The sequence below is a fragment of the Croceicoccus sp. BE223 genome, assembly GCF_031457155.1.
Taxonomy (GTDB): domain Bacteria; phylum Pseudomonadota; class Alphaproteobacteria; order Sphingomonadales; family Sphingomonadaceae; genus Croceicoccus.
This window is the reverse complement of record NZ_JAVDWB010000002.1, coordinates 324,658-337,656: the sequence shown is the minus strand read 5'-3', so window position 1 is coordinate 337,656 and position 12,999 is coordinate 324,658. Positions and strand designations below refer to the sequence as shown.

General features: G+C 68.1%; 14 protein-coding genes and 1 tRNA gene. 10 read left to right on the top strand and 5 right to left on the bottom strand.

What is annotated here, in order from left to right; genetic code table 11:
* Positions 1–20 precede the first annotated feature (20 nt).
* From J2X37_RS05625 to J2X37_RS05615, 3 genes are read right to left on the bottom strand one after another with little or no spacing between them, the layout of a single operon-like run.
* Positions 21–695 carry an Isoquinoline 1-oxidoreductase subunit gene (locus J2X37_RS05625; protein WP_310018744.1) on the bottom strand — a complete coding sequence of 225 codons (675 nt, stop codon included), beginning with the start codon at positions 693–695 and terminating at the stop codon, positions 21–23.
* The gene (locus J2X37_RS05620; RefSeq protein WP_310018742.1) at positions 692–1,159 is read right to left on the bottom strand and encodes a 2Fe-2S iron-sulfur cluster-binding protein; all 468 of its coding nucleotides are present in this window, start codon (positions 1,157–1,159) and stop codon (positions 692–694) included. Before J2X37_RS05620 ends, J2X37_RS05625 begins: the two co-directional genes overlap by 4 nt.
* Entirely contained in the window at positions 1,156–3,312 is a 2,157-nt protein-coding gene (locus J2X37_RS05615; protein ID WP_310018740.1) for a molybdopterin cofactor-binding domain-containing protein, read from the bottom strand. The genes J2X37_RS05620 and J2X37_RS05615 overlap by 4 nt, the downstream gene beginning before the upstream one ends.
* Positions 3,313–3,561: 249 nt before the next feature.
* Here J2X37_RS05615 and J2X37_RS05610 point away from each other — a divergent pair, with 249 nt between their 5' ends.
* Together J2X37_RS05610 and J2X37_RS05605 are read left to right on the top strand one after the other, a co-directional pair.
* On the top strand, positions 3,562–4,533 hold the full coding sequence (locus J2X37_RS05610; RefSeq protein WP_310018738.1) for an XdhC family protein: 972 nt from the start codon (positions 3,562–3,564) through the stop codon (positions 4,531–4,533).
* 1 nt (position 4,534) lies between these two features.
* The gene (locus J2X37_RS05605; RefSeq protein ID WP_310018735.1) at positions 4,535–5,101 is read left to right on the top strand and encodes an NTP transferase domain-containing protein; all 567 of its coding nucleotides are present in this window, start codon (positions 4,535–4,537) and stop codon (positions 5,099–5,101) included.
* A gap of 61 nt (positions 5,102–5,162) precedes the next feature.
* Here J2X37_RS05605 and J2X37_RS05600 read toward each other — a convergent pair.
* Positions 5,163–5,237: transfer RNA gene (locus tag J2X37_RS05600), tRNA-Val, on the bottom strand.
* Between the two features lie 126 nt (positions 5,238–5,363).
* Between J2X37_RS05600 and J2X37_RS05595 the strand changes: the two genes are divergently transcribed.
* Positions 5,364–5,681, top strand: a complete 318-nt coding sequence (locus J2X37_RS05595) for a DUF3297 family protein (RefSeq protein ID WP_310018732.1) — start codon at positions 5,364–5,366, stop codon at positions 5,679–5,681.
* A 3-nt stretch (positions 5,682–5,684) separates the two neighbouring features.
* Here the strand turns inward: J2X37_RS05595 and J2X37_RS05590 are convergent, their stop codons facing one another.
* Positions 5,685–6,581: a LysR family transcriptional regulator gene (locus tag J2X37_RS05590; RefSeq protein WP_310018730.1), complete on the bottom strand. Its 897-nt coding sequence runs from the start codon at positions 6,579–6,581 to the stop codon at positions 5,685–5,687.
* Positions 6,582–6,807: 226 nt separating this feature from the next.
* On the opposite strand from J2X37_RS05590, the gene J2X37_RS05585 reads away from it, so the two are divergent.
* From J2X37_RS05585 to mmsB, 7 genes are all read left to right on the top strand, one after another.
* Positions 6,808–8,226, top strand: coding sequence for an aldehyde dehydrogenase family protein (locus J2X37_RS05585; RefSeq protein ID WP_310018727.1), 1,419 nt, complete (start codon positions 6,808–6,810; stop codon positions 8,224–8,226).
* A 68-nt stretch (positions 8,227–8,294) separates the two neighbouring features.
* A complete protein-coding gene (locus tag J2X37_RS05580; protein WP_310018725.1) occupies positions 8,295–8,798 on the top strand; it encodes a hypothetical protein in 504 nt (167 codons plus the stop codon).
* Entirely contained in the window at positions 8,795–9,097 is a 303-nt protein-coding gene (locus tag J2X37_RS05575) for an I78 family peptidase inhibitor (RefSeq protein WP_310018722.1), read from the top strand. Before J2X37_RS05580 ends, J2X37_RS05575 begins: the two co-directional genes overlap by 4 nt.
* 31 nt (positions 9,098–9,128) lie before the next feature.
* The gene (locus tag J2X37_RS05570; RefSeq protein ID WP_310018720.1) at positions 9,129–10,271 is read left to right on the top strand and encodes an acyl-CoA dehydrogenase family protein; all 1,143 of its coding nucleotides are present in this window, start codon (positions 9,129–9,131) and stop codon (positions 10,269–10,271) included.
* On the top strand, positions 10,268–11,314 hold the full coding sequence (locus J2X37_RS05565; RefSeq protein ID WP_310018718.1) for an enoyl-CoA hydratase/isomerase family protein: 1,047 nt from the start codon (positions 10,268–10,270) through the stop codon (positions 11,312–11,314). Before J2X37_RS05570 ends, J2X37_RS05565 begins: the two co-directional genes overlap by 4 nt.
* A complete protein-coding gene (locus J2X37_RS05560) occupies positions 11,311–12,093 on the top strand; it encodes an enoyl-CoA hydratase-related protein (protein ID WP_310018716.1) in 783 nt (260 codons plus the stop codon). Before J2X37_RS05565 ends, J2X37_RS05560 begins: the two co-directional genes overlap by 4 nt.
* 27 nt (positions 12,094–12,120) lie before the next feature.
* Complete coding sequence (gene mmsB / locus J2X37_RS05555) at positions 12,121–12,990, top strand: 3-hydroxyisobutyrate dehydrogenase (RefSeq protein WP_310018713.1); 870 nt, start codon at positions 12,121–12,123, stop codon at positions 12,988–12,990.
* Positions 12,991–12,999 lie beyond the last annotated feature (9 nt).

Sequence of the window (12,999 nt, the reverse complement as noted above, 5' to 3'; positions counted from 1 at the left end):
CACGCCGGCGGCGGCGCGCCTCAGTCCGGGCAGTGCGCCCCGCTGGCGACCCAGGCGGCGGTCAGCGCGCCGAACTGCTCCTGCGTGCCCGGCGCCGGCGTGCGTCCGTGGCCCGGGTTCCAGCCCCAGCCGACGAGGTGGTCGTGCGTGTTGTGCTCGACCAGTTCGGCCAGCGTCTTGTTGCCGTTGCGGGCCGGGTCCTTCAACTGGCGGCAGATCTCGCCGCGGGTCTTGCCGGCCCAGGCCATTTCCGGCGGCGCCAGCGCCCATGCGGGATCGCCCGGGATGCTGCCTTCGCCGTTCGCGAACGTGAAGTTCGCCTCGCCGTGACAGGTGTTGCAGGTCATGCCCGGCACGCCCATCCCGCCCATGCCCCGCGACACCGGCGGGTTGTGCACGGTCATCGCGTCGCCCTGTGTCGGGGTGTCGGTGCGCGGATGGCAGTTGAGGCAGCGGGGCGATTCGATGACCTTCGCCATCTCGCCGAACAGCGCCACGGACCGCGCCTTCGGATCGGCGATGGAACGGAAGGCTTCCGGACCCTGCACGGTTGCGTCGCTGGCCGCGACGGGGGGCGGGACCGGGGCCGGGGCGGCGACGGTCTGGCTCGCCACCGCCGCGCCGAACAGCGCGGTTGCGGCGGCGGCCAGCGCGATGCGTGCGCGGGTAGGCCGCAAGACCGGGCGCCGGATCATGCCTTCGCTCCCATCCGGCTGGCGGCCAGCTTGATGGCCTTGCGGATCCGCTGATAGGTCGCGCAGCGGCAGATGTTGCCCGCCATCGCGCCGTCGATGTCGTCGTCGCTGGGGTTCTCGACCCATTCAAGCAGCGCCGCCGCCGACATCAGCTGACCGGACTGGCAGAACCCGCATTGCGGCACGTCGAGCTCGACCCAAGCTTCTTGCAGCGCCTTGGCCGCCTTGGACGACGCACCCTCGATCGTCGTCACCGCGCGGCGCGCGACCATGGAGATGGGCGTGACGCAGGACCGGCGCGGCGATCCGTCGAGATGCACGGTGCAGGCGCCGCACTGGGCGACGCCGCAGCCGTACTTGGTGCCGGTCAGCCCCGCGCTTTCGCGCACGACCCACAGCAGCGGGGTATCGGCGGGGCCGTCGTAGGCGATCGGCTTGCCGTTCAGTTCGAATTCGACGCTCATGCGCTCTTCCCCGCAATGCCGCGCGCAAAGGGCAGCCGTTCCACCGCCTGTCCGGTCAGCGCCAGCCAGGCGTTGGCGACGGCCGGGCCGAGCGGCGGCACGGGGGGTTCGCCGATGCCGGTGGGATCCTTGTCGCTGGGAATGATCGAGACCTCGACTTCGGGCATCTCGTTGATCCGCAGCGACTTGTAGTCGTCGAAATTGCGCTGCTCGATCACCCCGCCTTCGCCCAGCGTGATCTCGCTGTGCAGAACGTGGCCCAGCGCAAAGCCGATGCCGCCTTCCATCTGCGCGGCGATGACGTCGGGATTGACCGCCAGGCCGAGGTCGACCGCGGCCCAGACCTTGTGGACGCGGGGCAGGCCGTCGGCGCCCCTCGACACCTCGGCGACTTCGGCGACATAGCTGGCGAAGCTCTTGACGTAGGCGATGCCCAGCGCGCGGCCCTTGTCGGGCTTGCGGCCCCAGCCGGCCATGCGCGCGGCCTCCCTGATCACGCCCCTGGCGCGCTCGTCCTCCTGCAGCGCAAGCCGGCCCGCGACGGGGTCGATCCCCAGCGCGGCAAACAGCCGGTCGAGCATCGTCTCCATGACATAGCCGGTGTGGCTGTGCCCGACCGAGCGCCACCACAGCACCTTCATCGGGCTTTCCAGCATGCCTGCGCCGATGCGGTGGTTGGCAAGGACATAGCCCTGCTCGCGCAGGCCCTCGAGCAGCATGCCGTCGACCTTCTGGCCGTTCAGCGTGTTAATTGCGGCGAAATTGCCAAGCGACTGGCCGGCGACTCCATGGTCCCAGCCGACGACCTGGCCCTTGGCGTCGATCGCCGCGCGGACGCGGTGCGCGGTCATCGGGCGATAGTATTCGCCCGTCATGTCGTCCTCGCGCGTCCAGACGAACTTCACCGGTTCCGACCCGCCCCAGGCCTTCGCAACGCGGCCCGCCTCCAGCCCGAAGGCGACGTCGAAGGTGGCGCGCCGGCCGAAGCTGCCGCCGGCATATTGCTGGTGCAGGGTGATCCGGTCCTTGGCGATGCCCGCCGCCGCGGCGATCGCCTCGCATTCCTTCACCTGCATCTGCGAGCCGAGCCAGACGTCCATCCGGTCGCCCTTCATCTGCATGACCGCGTCCAGCGTCTCCATCGGCGCGTGGGCGAGGTAAGGCAGGGTGTAGGTGCCCTCGACGATCTTCACCGCGTCGCTCGCGGCGGGCAGCGGGCCGTTGTCCATGACCGGCAGCGGCGGCCTGGCGGCCAGCCCCATGGCGATCGCCTCGAGCTGCGCGCTGCTGCGCGTTTCCGCCTTCGAGGTATCCCAGTCGACCTTGAGCGCGGCGCGGCCCTTCAGCGCGGCGGCCATCGTCCGGGCATAGACGGCAACGCCGCTTTCCACGCTGGCCACCTTCAGCACGCCGGGCACCGCCTTGGCCGCGGCGGCATCGAAATTGGCGACCTTGCCGCCCGGCATCGGCGCATGGGCGACGAGCGCGGTGATCATGCCGGGCAGGGTCACGTCCTGCGTGAAGGTGGCCGTGCCATCCGATTTCACCGCGCTGTCCAGCTTGGGCAGAGTCTTTCCGATCAGCTTGAAGCTGGCGGGCGACTTGAGCACGGGGTCGGCGGGAACCGGCATGGCGGCGGCCATCGCGGCCATGTCCCCGTACGTCGCCTTGCGGCCCGGCGCGCTGAGCATCGAATCGGCGGCGACGACCTGGCTGACGGGAACGCCCCACGCCTTCGCCGCGGCGGCGACGAGCATCGCCCGCGCGGTCGCGCCCGCCTTGCGCATCTGGGTGTGGGCAGTGGCGATCGACGAGGAGCCGCCGGTCAGCATCGTGCCCATCAAGGGGTTGGCGTAGCGCGAATCGTCGTTGGGCGCGAATTCGAGGCGCACCTTGCTCCAGTCCGCGTCCAGTTCCTCTGCCGCCAGCGTGGCAAGACCGGTCGCCGCGCCCTGGCCGAATTCGATCGACTTGATGACCACGGTGACGAGATTGTCGGGCGTCACGCGCACAAAGGCGTTCGGCGCGAAGCCCGCGCCCGCGCCCGCTGCCGTGCCCGCCGCCCGCGCGCGCAGCGGCATGGCCAGCGCGATGACCAGCGCGCCGCCACCAGCGAGCACGCCCCGGCGAGTTGCCACAGGAAGTGATGCCATTGTCTCGTTGCTCCCGCTTTGCCCCTGCACGATCCCCACGGGACCTTTCGCCCGAGCGCCCAGTGCCCAGGGCAAGGAAAAGGCCGGTTCGCGCGCTTGCCCCACACTAGCTTCCGGTCGGGCCATGGCCACTATGCAAAAGAAGCGTCGGCTTTTGCAATGCGGCATCGTTGCGCCTGAAAATAAATGTGTTTCGCGGCGCGGCGCCGGGCATTGCCGAACGCGCATGGCGCGGGCAAGGTAGCCGACGTGAAAGAGCCCGGTTCCAGCCCCGCGAATGCAACGCCGCTCGTCGCGCGGCAGGCCGACGTGCTGCGCCGCCTGCTCGACTGGGACGCGCAGGGTCTCGCCACCGCGCTCGTCACCCTCGTCGGGATTGAGGGCAACTCGTCGCGTTCGCCCGGGACCCTGATGGCGGTGGCGGCGGACGGCCGGTCGGTCGGATCGTTCTCGGCCGGATGCATCGAGGCGGCGATCGTCGAGGAGGCCGTGCAGGTCATCGCCGCGGGCGCGGGGCGAACGGTGCGCTACGGCGTCGGCTCGTCCTACATCGACCTCAGGCTGCCGTGTGGCGGCGGCATCGATCTTTGCTTCACGCCCGGCCCCTGCCGCGCCGCGCTGGCCGGGGCGGTCGCGCAGGTCGAGCGGCGCGAGCCTGCCATCCTCGCGGTGCGCGAGGGCGGTGTCGGCGCAGGGCCACTCGACGGAGCCTTTGCGCTGACCCTGACGCCGGCGCTTCGCATCATCGCCTATGGCCAAGGCGAGGACCTTGCCGTCTTCGCCCGGCTCGCCGCGTTCTGGGGCGCAGAGGTCGAGGTGGTCACGCCGCTGGACACCTTGGGCGAGGAGGTGACGGCACTGCCCGTGTCGCTTCACGCGCTGCGCCGCCATTCCGAGGTTCCGGCGATCGCGAGCGATGCCTGGACCGCCCACGTCTTCCTGTTCCACGATCACGACTGGGAGCAGGCGCTGCTGCCCGCGGCCTTGGCCCTTGACGGGTTCTACCACGGCGCGATCGGCAGCCGCCGCACGCACCACGCGCGGCTCCGCATGCTGGAGGAAGCGGGCACCCCCGCAACGCTGGTGGGCAGACTGAGGGGCAGGATCGGCCTCATCGCCTCGACCCGCGATCCGGCCACGCTGGCGCTGTCGATCCTGGCCGAAACGGTGGCCGCCTATCGTGCCATCGCGCCGGTCGTGCCCGCCGCAAGCGTCGGCTGACATGGCCGGGGGCGGGATCGCGCTGGTCCTGCTTGCCGCCGGGCGCGCCAGCCGTTTCGGGGGCGGCAAGCTCGCGGCATCGCTGTGCGGCATGACGGTCGCGGCAAGGGCGGCGCTGGCCTACGCGGACGTCGCCTTCGCTTCCCGCATCGTCGTCTGCGCGCCGAACACACCGATCCTGCCCGGCTATCGGCGCGTGCCGCTCGATCCGGCCGGCGCGCCGCTGTCGCGCTCGATCGCGACAGGCGTCGTTGCGGCGCGGAAAGAGGGTGTCGAGGCGGTGATGATCGCGCTGGCCGACATGCCGCTGGTGCCGCGTGACCACGTCGGCGCGCTCATCGCCGGCTTCGACGGGGACCGGATCTGCACGCGCGGCCCGGGTCCGATGCCGCCCGCGCTGTTTGGCGCGCGGCATTTCGCGGCGCTGGAGGCGCTGGAGGGGGATCGCGGTGCGGGACGGTTGCTGCGCGGTGCGCCGGGCGTGTCGCTGGACGCCGATCTTGCGATCGACATCGACAGCGCGGAGGACCTGGCGCGGGCGAAGAACCTGCTCGGCACCGCGGGCTGACGGACGGCAGGCGGGATCTTTCGGACCATCCGACCGGACAGAAGGCGGGCGCCGGGAAAAATGGTGGGCGCGGCAGGGATTGAACCTGCGACCCCACCCGTGTGAAGGGTGTGCTCTACCACTGAGCTACGCGCCCGTTCGCGAGTGTGAGGACGATCAGAATCGCCCGTGTCGCCAACAGAGGCGCGCCTTTGCCAGAGGCTTCGGGGCTTGGCAAGCATGCGATTGACAAGACCGCGTGCGGGGCTAGAGGCTGCTGCCCATGACCGAAGAGCCCGAAAACCCCGCCGAAAACACCCAGACGCAGCCCGCCGCGAACGACGTGCCGCCCGACCGGCTCGCGATCCACCCGAGCAGCCCGCATTTCGATGCGGACAAGCTGCGCCGCGGCGTCGGCATCCGGTTCAAGGACACGGTGCGCACCAACATCGAGGAATACTGCATTTCCGAGGGCTGGGTGCGGGTCCAGGCCGGCAAGTCGCTCGACCGCAAGGGCAATCCGCTGACGATCAAGCTGAACGGCCCGGTCGAGGCGTGGTACGAAGACCTCGGCGACAATCCGCCCGTCGCCAAGGCGTAATCGCTAGGCCGGGAGCAGTTGCTCCCGGTTGCGGCGGACCAGCCGGGTCAGCCAGTTTCTGAACGCCTGCACGCGCGCCAACTGGTGCGTGTCCTTGTGCGTCACCAGCCAGAAGCTGCCGGTGATGCGGTTTTCGGGCAGGACCGGTTCGAGCGCCGGATCGCGGTCGCCGATGAAGCACGGCAGTACGCCCATGCCCGCCCCTGCCGCGATCAGCCGGTGCTGCGCGTTGATGCTGGTCGAGCGCAGGCTCGGTTCGAGGTCGGGGTGGAGGCGGCTGAGGTAGCGCAGTTCGGGGGCGAAGAGCAGGTCGGGCACGTAGCCGATCAGGCGGTGGCCGGTGGCAAGGCCTGCGGCGTCCCGCGGCCGCCCGTGCTGCTCGAGATAGTCGGGCGAGGCATAGAGGCGCAACGCATAGTCCGAAAGCTTGCCCGCGATCAGCGGTCCCGCGCGCGGGCGCGAGAGGACGATGGCGACGTCGGCCTCGCGCTTTGAGGGGCTGAGGAACCCGCTCGACATGGCAAGGTCGATGATGAGACGGGGATGGCCCTCGATGAACTCGCTGAGGTTGTCGGCGACGAACCACGAACCGAACCCTTCCGACAGCGAGACGCGCAAGGTGCCGACCGGGCCTTCGCCTTCGGCGCTGGCGTCGTGGATGCGGCTGGCCGCCTGTTCCATCGCCTCGACTTCGGCGAGGATCGCCTCGCCCGCCTCGGTCAGGACCTGGCCCTGCCGGGTCTGCTCGAACAGGGTGCGGCCAAGGCGCTGCTCCAGCCGCCGCAGGCGCCGGCCCATCGTCGTCGCGTCGACCCCGATCGCATCCGCCGCCCGGCCCAGCTGACCGGTTCGGGCGATGGCCAGAAAATCCTGCAGGTCGTTCCAGTTGAGGCTCTGCACGGCATTCTCCACGCGCGATCGCAGGCTCGGTTGCCCGCCTGCATTATTGCAGGCCGAGGCTGCACAATCAAAGGTTGAATGCAAACATCTCGAGTGCCATCTGCGTTACCAACCCGTTGCCCCGGTGGGCGACGTGTGACCGCACGACCGTCCTTGCGCCGCCTTCGCTGTGCGGCTCTCGCGGCGGGTGACGTGCCCACAACGCGCAATTCGAGGATACCCTGCCATGGCTACTGCCCTTCAGATGGAAACCAGTGACGATGCCGAGATCGCGGCGATGATCGAACGCGGCCGCGTGGCGCAGGAACAGATCGCGCATTACACGCAGGAACAGGTCGACAAGCTGATCACCGCGATGGTCTGGGCCGTGGCCAAGCCCGGCGTCGCCGAGGAAATCGCCCAGTTCACCGTCGACGAGACGCAGCTCGGCAATTACCAGGGCAAGTTCCTGAAAATCTCGGTCAAGACCCGCGCCACGCTGCAGGACATCATCCACGACAAGTCGGTCGGCGTGATCGAGGAACTGCCCGAGCGCAACATCGTCAAGATCGCCAAGCCCGTCGGCGTGATCGGCGCGCTCTCGCCCTCGACCAATCCCGAGGCGACGCCGGTGATCAAGGCGATCAGCGCGGTCAAGGGCCGCAACGCCATCGTCATCGCCCCGCACCCGCGCGCCAAGCTGACCAACAAGAAGATCGTCGACCTGATGCGCGACGCCATCGTCAAGATGGGAGCGCCGGCCGACCTGGTCCAGGCAATCGAGACTCCCTCGGTCAACAAGACCAACGAGCTTATGAAGCAGTGCGACCGGGTCCTTGCCACCGGCGGGTCGGCCATGGTCACCGCCGCCTATTCGAGCGGCACCCCGGCGCTGGGCGTCGGCGTCGGCAACGCGGTCATCACCGTCGACGACACCGCCGACCTCGATTTCGCGGCGGAGAAGATCCGCATCTCCAAGACGCTGGACAACGCCGCATCGTGCTCGTCCGACAACGCGGTCATCCTGTTCGACGCGATCTACGACGAGATGCTCGAGAAGCTGAAGGCCGAGGGCGGCTACGTCCTGAACGACGAGCAGAAGACGAAGCTGCAGAACGCGATCTGGGAAGACGGCGAGCACATCAACGCCAAGGTCGTGGCGCAGGACGCGAAGTTCATCGCCGACTATGCCGGGTTCGAGATCCCCGAAGGAACCCTGTTCTTCATCGTGCCCGAAACCGGCGCGGGCCCCGATCACAAGTTCTCGGGCGAGAAGATGACCGTCACCATGGCGCTCTACCGGGTCAAGGACATCGACGAGGCGATCGCGCTGACCAACCGGATCCAGGGCTACCAGGGCCAGGGGCACTCGTGCGGAATCTATTCGAATTCCGACGAGAACATCATGAAGCTGGCCGAGGGCACCCGCACCAGCCGCGTCATGGTGAACCAGCCGCAGGCGCCGTCGAACTCGGGCAACCTGTGGAACGGCATGCGCCAGACCTTCTCGCTGGGCTGCGGTTCGTGGGGCGGCAACGGCACCAACAACAACATCACCTGGCGCGACCTGATCAACGAGACCTGGGTTTCGAAGCCCCTCGCCACGCCCAAGACCCTGCCGAGCGACGAGGAGCTGTTCGGCAAGGAGATCATGGAAACGATCTGATCGCCTCCATCGTTCAGGAGATGGCCCGCGCGTAGCGGGCCATCTGCCTAATTTGACAGGAGAACCCGATGAGATCGCGATTGATTCTTGCCGGAACGCTGGCGATGGCGCTGGCGGGCTGCGGCAGCGACACGACACCGCAGGACGCCGAAACCGCAGATGCCGGCGATGCCGCGCCCATGCCCCCCGCGCCGGCCAGCCCGGCTTTGCAGCCTTCGGACATGGCAACCGCGCCCGCCGAGGACGAGATGGAAACGACCATCCCCGGCCCGATCCAGGGTCGCTGGGGCCTTGTCGCCGCCGACTGCACGTCCACCCGCGGCGACGCGAAGGGCCTGCTCACCATCGAATCGCAGCGCTTGCGCTTCTACGAAAGCACCGCCACGCTGGGCGAGGTCGCGGAACGCGGCGCCGATCGCATCCGCGCGACGTTCGCCTTCACCGGCGAAGGCCAGACATGGTCGCGCGACATGACGCTCGCGGTCGCGGACGGCGGCAAGACGCTGGTCCGCAGCGAGACGGGCGAAGGCGCGCTGGCCGCGCCGCTGAACTATGAAAGGTGCCCTGCATGAACCGCCTGATCATCCTCGTCGCCGCGCCGCTTGCGCTGTCCGGTTGCGCCACGACTGCGACGGCGCCGTCCGATCCGGTCGTCTCCGAACCGGAAGGCACGTGCGACGCCCGCGCCGCGCAAGTTTGGGTGGGCAAGATGGCCACCACCGATATGGGCGCGGAGCTGCTGGCCTCGACCGGTTCGCGCACCTTGCGCTGGATACCGCCGCGCACCGCGGTGACGATGGATTACCGGCCCGACCGGGTTTCGGTGTCCTACGACGACAACATGATCATTACGCAGATCAGCTGCGGCTGACCGGCGCCATAAAGGGGAGAGACGCAGCGACATGAGCGACCAGTTCGCCCTGACCGAGGACCAGCTCGCCATCCAGGAGATGGCGCAGAAGTTCACCGCCGACATGATCACGCCCAACGCGGCGGAATGGGACGAGCACAAGATCTTCCCCCGCGACGTCATCAAGCAGGCGGCCGAGCTCGGCTTCGCCTCGATCTACGTGTCCGAGGATTCGGGCGGGATCGGCCTGGGGCGGCTCGAAGCCGCGCTGATCATGGAGGCGATGGCTTATGGCTGTCCCTCCACCAGCGCCTTCATCTCGATCCACAACATGTCGGCCTGGATGATCGACCGCTTCGGGTCGCAGGACGTGAAGGATCGCTACCTTCCCGACCTCATCGCGATGGACCGAATCGCGTCCTACTGCCTGACCGAGCCGTCATCGGGTTCGGACGCGGCGGCGCTGCGCACGCGGGCAATCGACAAGGGCGACCACTGGGAGGTTTCCGGCTCCAAGCAGTTCATTTCCGGCGGCGGCGAGAACGAGGTCTACGTGACCATGGTCCGCACCGGAGAAGACGGTCCCAAGGGCATTTCCTGCGTCGTCATCGACAAGGACATGCCCGGCGTCTCGTTCGGCGCGAACGAGAAGAAACTGGGCTGGAATTCGCAGCCGACCGCGGCGGTCAACTTCGACGCGGTGAAGGTGCCCAAGGCGAACCTCGTCGGCAATGAGGGTGACGGCTTCAAGATCGCGATGATGGGCCTCGACGGCGGGCGCCTCAACATCGGCGCCTGTTCTTTGGGCGGGGCGCAGCGCGCTCTGGACGAAGCGATCGCCTATACCAAGGATCGCAAGCAGTTCGGCCGCGCCATCGCCGATTTCCAGAACACGCAGTTCACCTTGGCCGACATGGCGGCGGAACTGGAGGCGGCGCGTGCGCTGCTCTACCTTGCCGCGGTCAAGGTCACGATCGGGGCGCCGGACAAGACACGCTTCGCCGCGATGGCCAAGATGATCGCGACCGAGACGGGTTCGAAGGTCGTGGACCGCGCGCTGCAGCTGTTCGGCGGATACGGCTATCTCAAGGAATATCCGATCGAGAAACTGCTGCGCGACCTGCGCGTCCACTCGATCCTGGAAGGCACCAACCAGATCATGCGCATGATCGTCGGCAGGGACCTCGTGAAGTGACCGAAAATATCCACGTGCACCGCCACGGCGCGGTCGGCCATCTCTCGCTCAACCGGCCCAAAGCGATCCATTCGCTGACCCTCGACATGTGCGAGGCGATGACCGCGGCGCTGCTCGAATGGCGCGACGATCCGGCAATTACTGCTGTGATCGTCGACCATGCCGAGGGGCGCGGCTTTTGCGCGGGCGGCGACGTTACGCTGCTCCGCCAGTCGGCGCTGGAGGACGAGGGCGCGAGCGGGCGGCATTTCTTCGATGTCGAGTACAAGCTCAACCACCTGATGTTCACCTACCCCAAGCCGATCGTCGCCTTCATGGACGGCATCACGATGGGCGGCGGAGTCGGCATTTCGCAGCCCGCGAAATACCGCGTCGCGACCGAGAACACCCGGTTCGCCATGCCCGAGACCGGCATCGGCCTCATCTGCGACGTGGGTGGCGGCTGGTACCTGCCGCGTCTTGCCGGCCGGCTCGGCCAGTTCCTAGGCCTCACCGGGGCGCGGCTCGACGGGGCGGAATGCCTCGCTGTGGGCCTTGCCACGCATTACATCCCGCACGAGCGGTTGGCCGAAACCAAGGCGCGGATCATCTCTCACCCCGACGATATCCAGGCGACGCTGGAGGGGCAGTCCTTTGCCCCGCCGCCCGCACGGATCGAGGGCAACCTTGCCCTGATCGACCGGCTCTTCGCGTCGGACCGACTGGAAGATATTCTTGCAGCGCTCGAAGCTGACGGCGGCGAATGGGCCGGCAAGGAACTCGCCACGCTGCGCACGAAAAGTCCGTCGGCCTGCAAGAACGTGCTGAAGCAGCTCGAACTCGGCGCGGCGTGCGACAGCTTTGCCGACAACATGGCGATGGAGCTGCGCGGTGCATCGCGCGCAATCACCCGCCACGATTTCATCGAGGGCGTGCGCGCGCTGCTCGTCGACAAGGACAACAACCCGCAGTGGCAGCCGGCCAGGCCGGAGGACGTGACCGACGAGATGGTCGAGAGCCTCTTCGCGCCGCTGCCCGCAGACCAGGAATGGAAGCCGCTATGAGTTACGAAACGATCCTCGTCGAAACCCGCGGCGCGGTCACGCTGATCACGCTGAACCGGCCGAAGTCGCTGAACGCGCTCAACTCGCAGGTCCTGGCCGAGCTGACCGCCGCCTTCGGCACGTTCGAGGCGGACAAGTCGCAGCTCTGTGCGGTGCTGACCGGCAGCGGCGAAAAGGCCTTTGCCGCCGGCGCCGACATCAAGGAGATGTCGGACAAGCCCGCCGCCGATTTCTACATCGAGGATTTCTTCGCCGGCTGGACCGCCGACATCGTCAAGAAGGTCCGCAAGCCGTGGATCGCCGCGGTCAACGGCTTCGCGCTGGGCGGCGGTTGCGAACTCGCGATGATGGCCGACTTCATCATCTGCGCCGACACGGCGAAGTTCGGCCAGCCCGAAATCAAGCTGGGCGTCGCGCCCGGCATGGGCGGGTCGCAGCGCCTGACCCGCGCGGTCGGCAAGTCGAAGGCGATGGACATGTGCCTGACCGGCCGGATGATGGACGCGGCAGAGGCGGAGCGTTCCGGCCTCGTCAGCCGCGTCGTGCCGCTGGCCGACCTGGTCGAGGACGCGATGAAGACCGCCGCGACCATCGCTTCGATGCCGCCGCTTGCCGCGATGATGAACAAGGAAATGGTCAACACCGCGTTCGAGACCACGCTCGACCAGGGGCTGATCGCCGAACGCCGCATGTTCCAGGTGCTGACCGCGACCGAGGACAAGGCCGAGGGCATGGCCGCCTTCGTCGAGAAGCGCGCGGGCAACTGGAAGGGGCGCTGAGGCGCACCGGCTGAGAGGACATTCGACATGAAGATCGCATTCATCGGCCTTGGCAACATGGGCGGCGGCATGGCCGCGAACCTCGTCAAGGCGGGCCACGAGGTTTCCGCCTTCGACCTTTCGGAAGAGGCGATCGCCCGCGCCCGCGAAAACGGCTGCACGACGTTCGGCACGGTGCGCGAAGCGGTGCAGGGCGTCGACGCGGTCGTCACCATGCTGCCCAACGGCAACATCGTGCGCAGCGTCCTGACCAACGACGTCATCGGCCACGCGCCCGAGGGCGTGCTGATCCTCGACTGCTCGACCATCGACGTCGCCACGGTGCGCGAGATGATCGATGCGGCGACGGCCGCGGGCTACGAGATGGTCGACGCGCCGGTTTCGGGTGGGATCGCGGCGGCGAACGGCGGCAACCTGACCTTCATGGTCGGCGGCACCGATTCGGCCTTTGCCCGCGCGCAGCCCGTGCTCGAACCGATGGCCAAGGCGGTGATCCGCGCCGGCGAGGCGGGGGCCGGGCAGGTCGCCAAGATGTGCAACAACATGCTGCTGGCCGCGCACATGGTCGGCACCTGCGAGGCGATGAAGCTGGCCGAGCGCAACGGTCTCGACCCGCAGAAGTTCTACGAGATCAGCTCGAAATCGACCGGCTACTGCTGGTCGTTGAACGACTATACCCCGGTGCCGAACGTCGGTGCGGCGAGCCCGGCGGACAACGACTACAACGGCGGCTTTGCCGTGGCCCTGATGCTCAAGGACCTGCGCCTTGCCATGGCGGCGGCGGAAGCCAGCGGTGCCAGGGTGCCGCTCGGCCGGAAAGCGACCGAGATCTACGAGGAAGCCGACAAGGCGGGCCTTGGCGGCAAGGACTTCGGCAGCATCTTCACGACGCTGTGATCGGCGCCC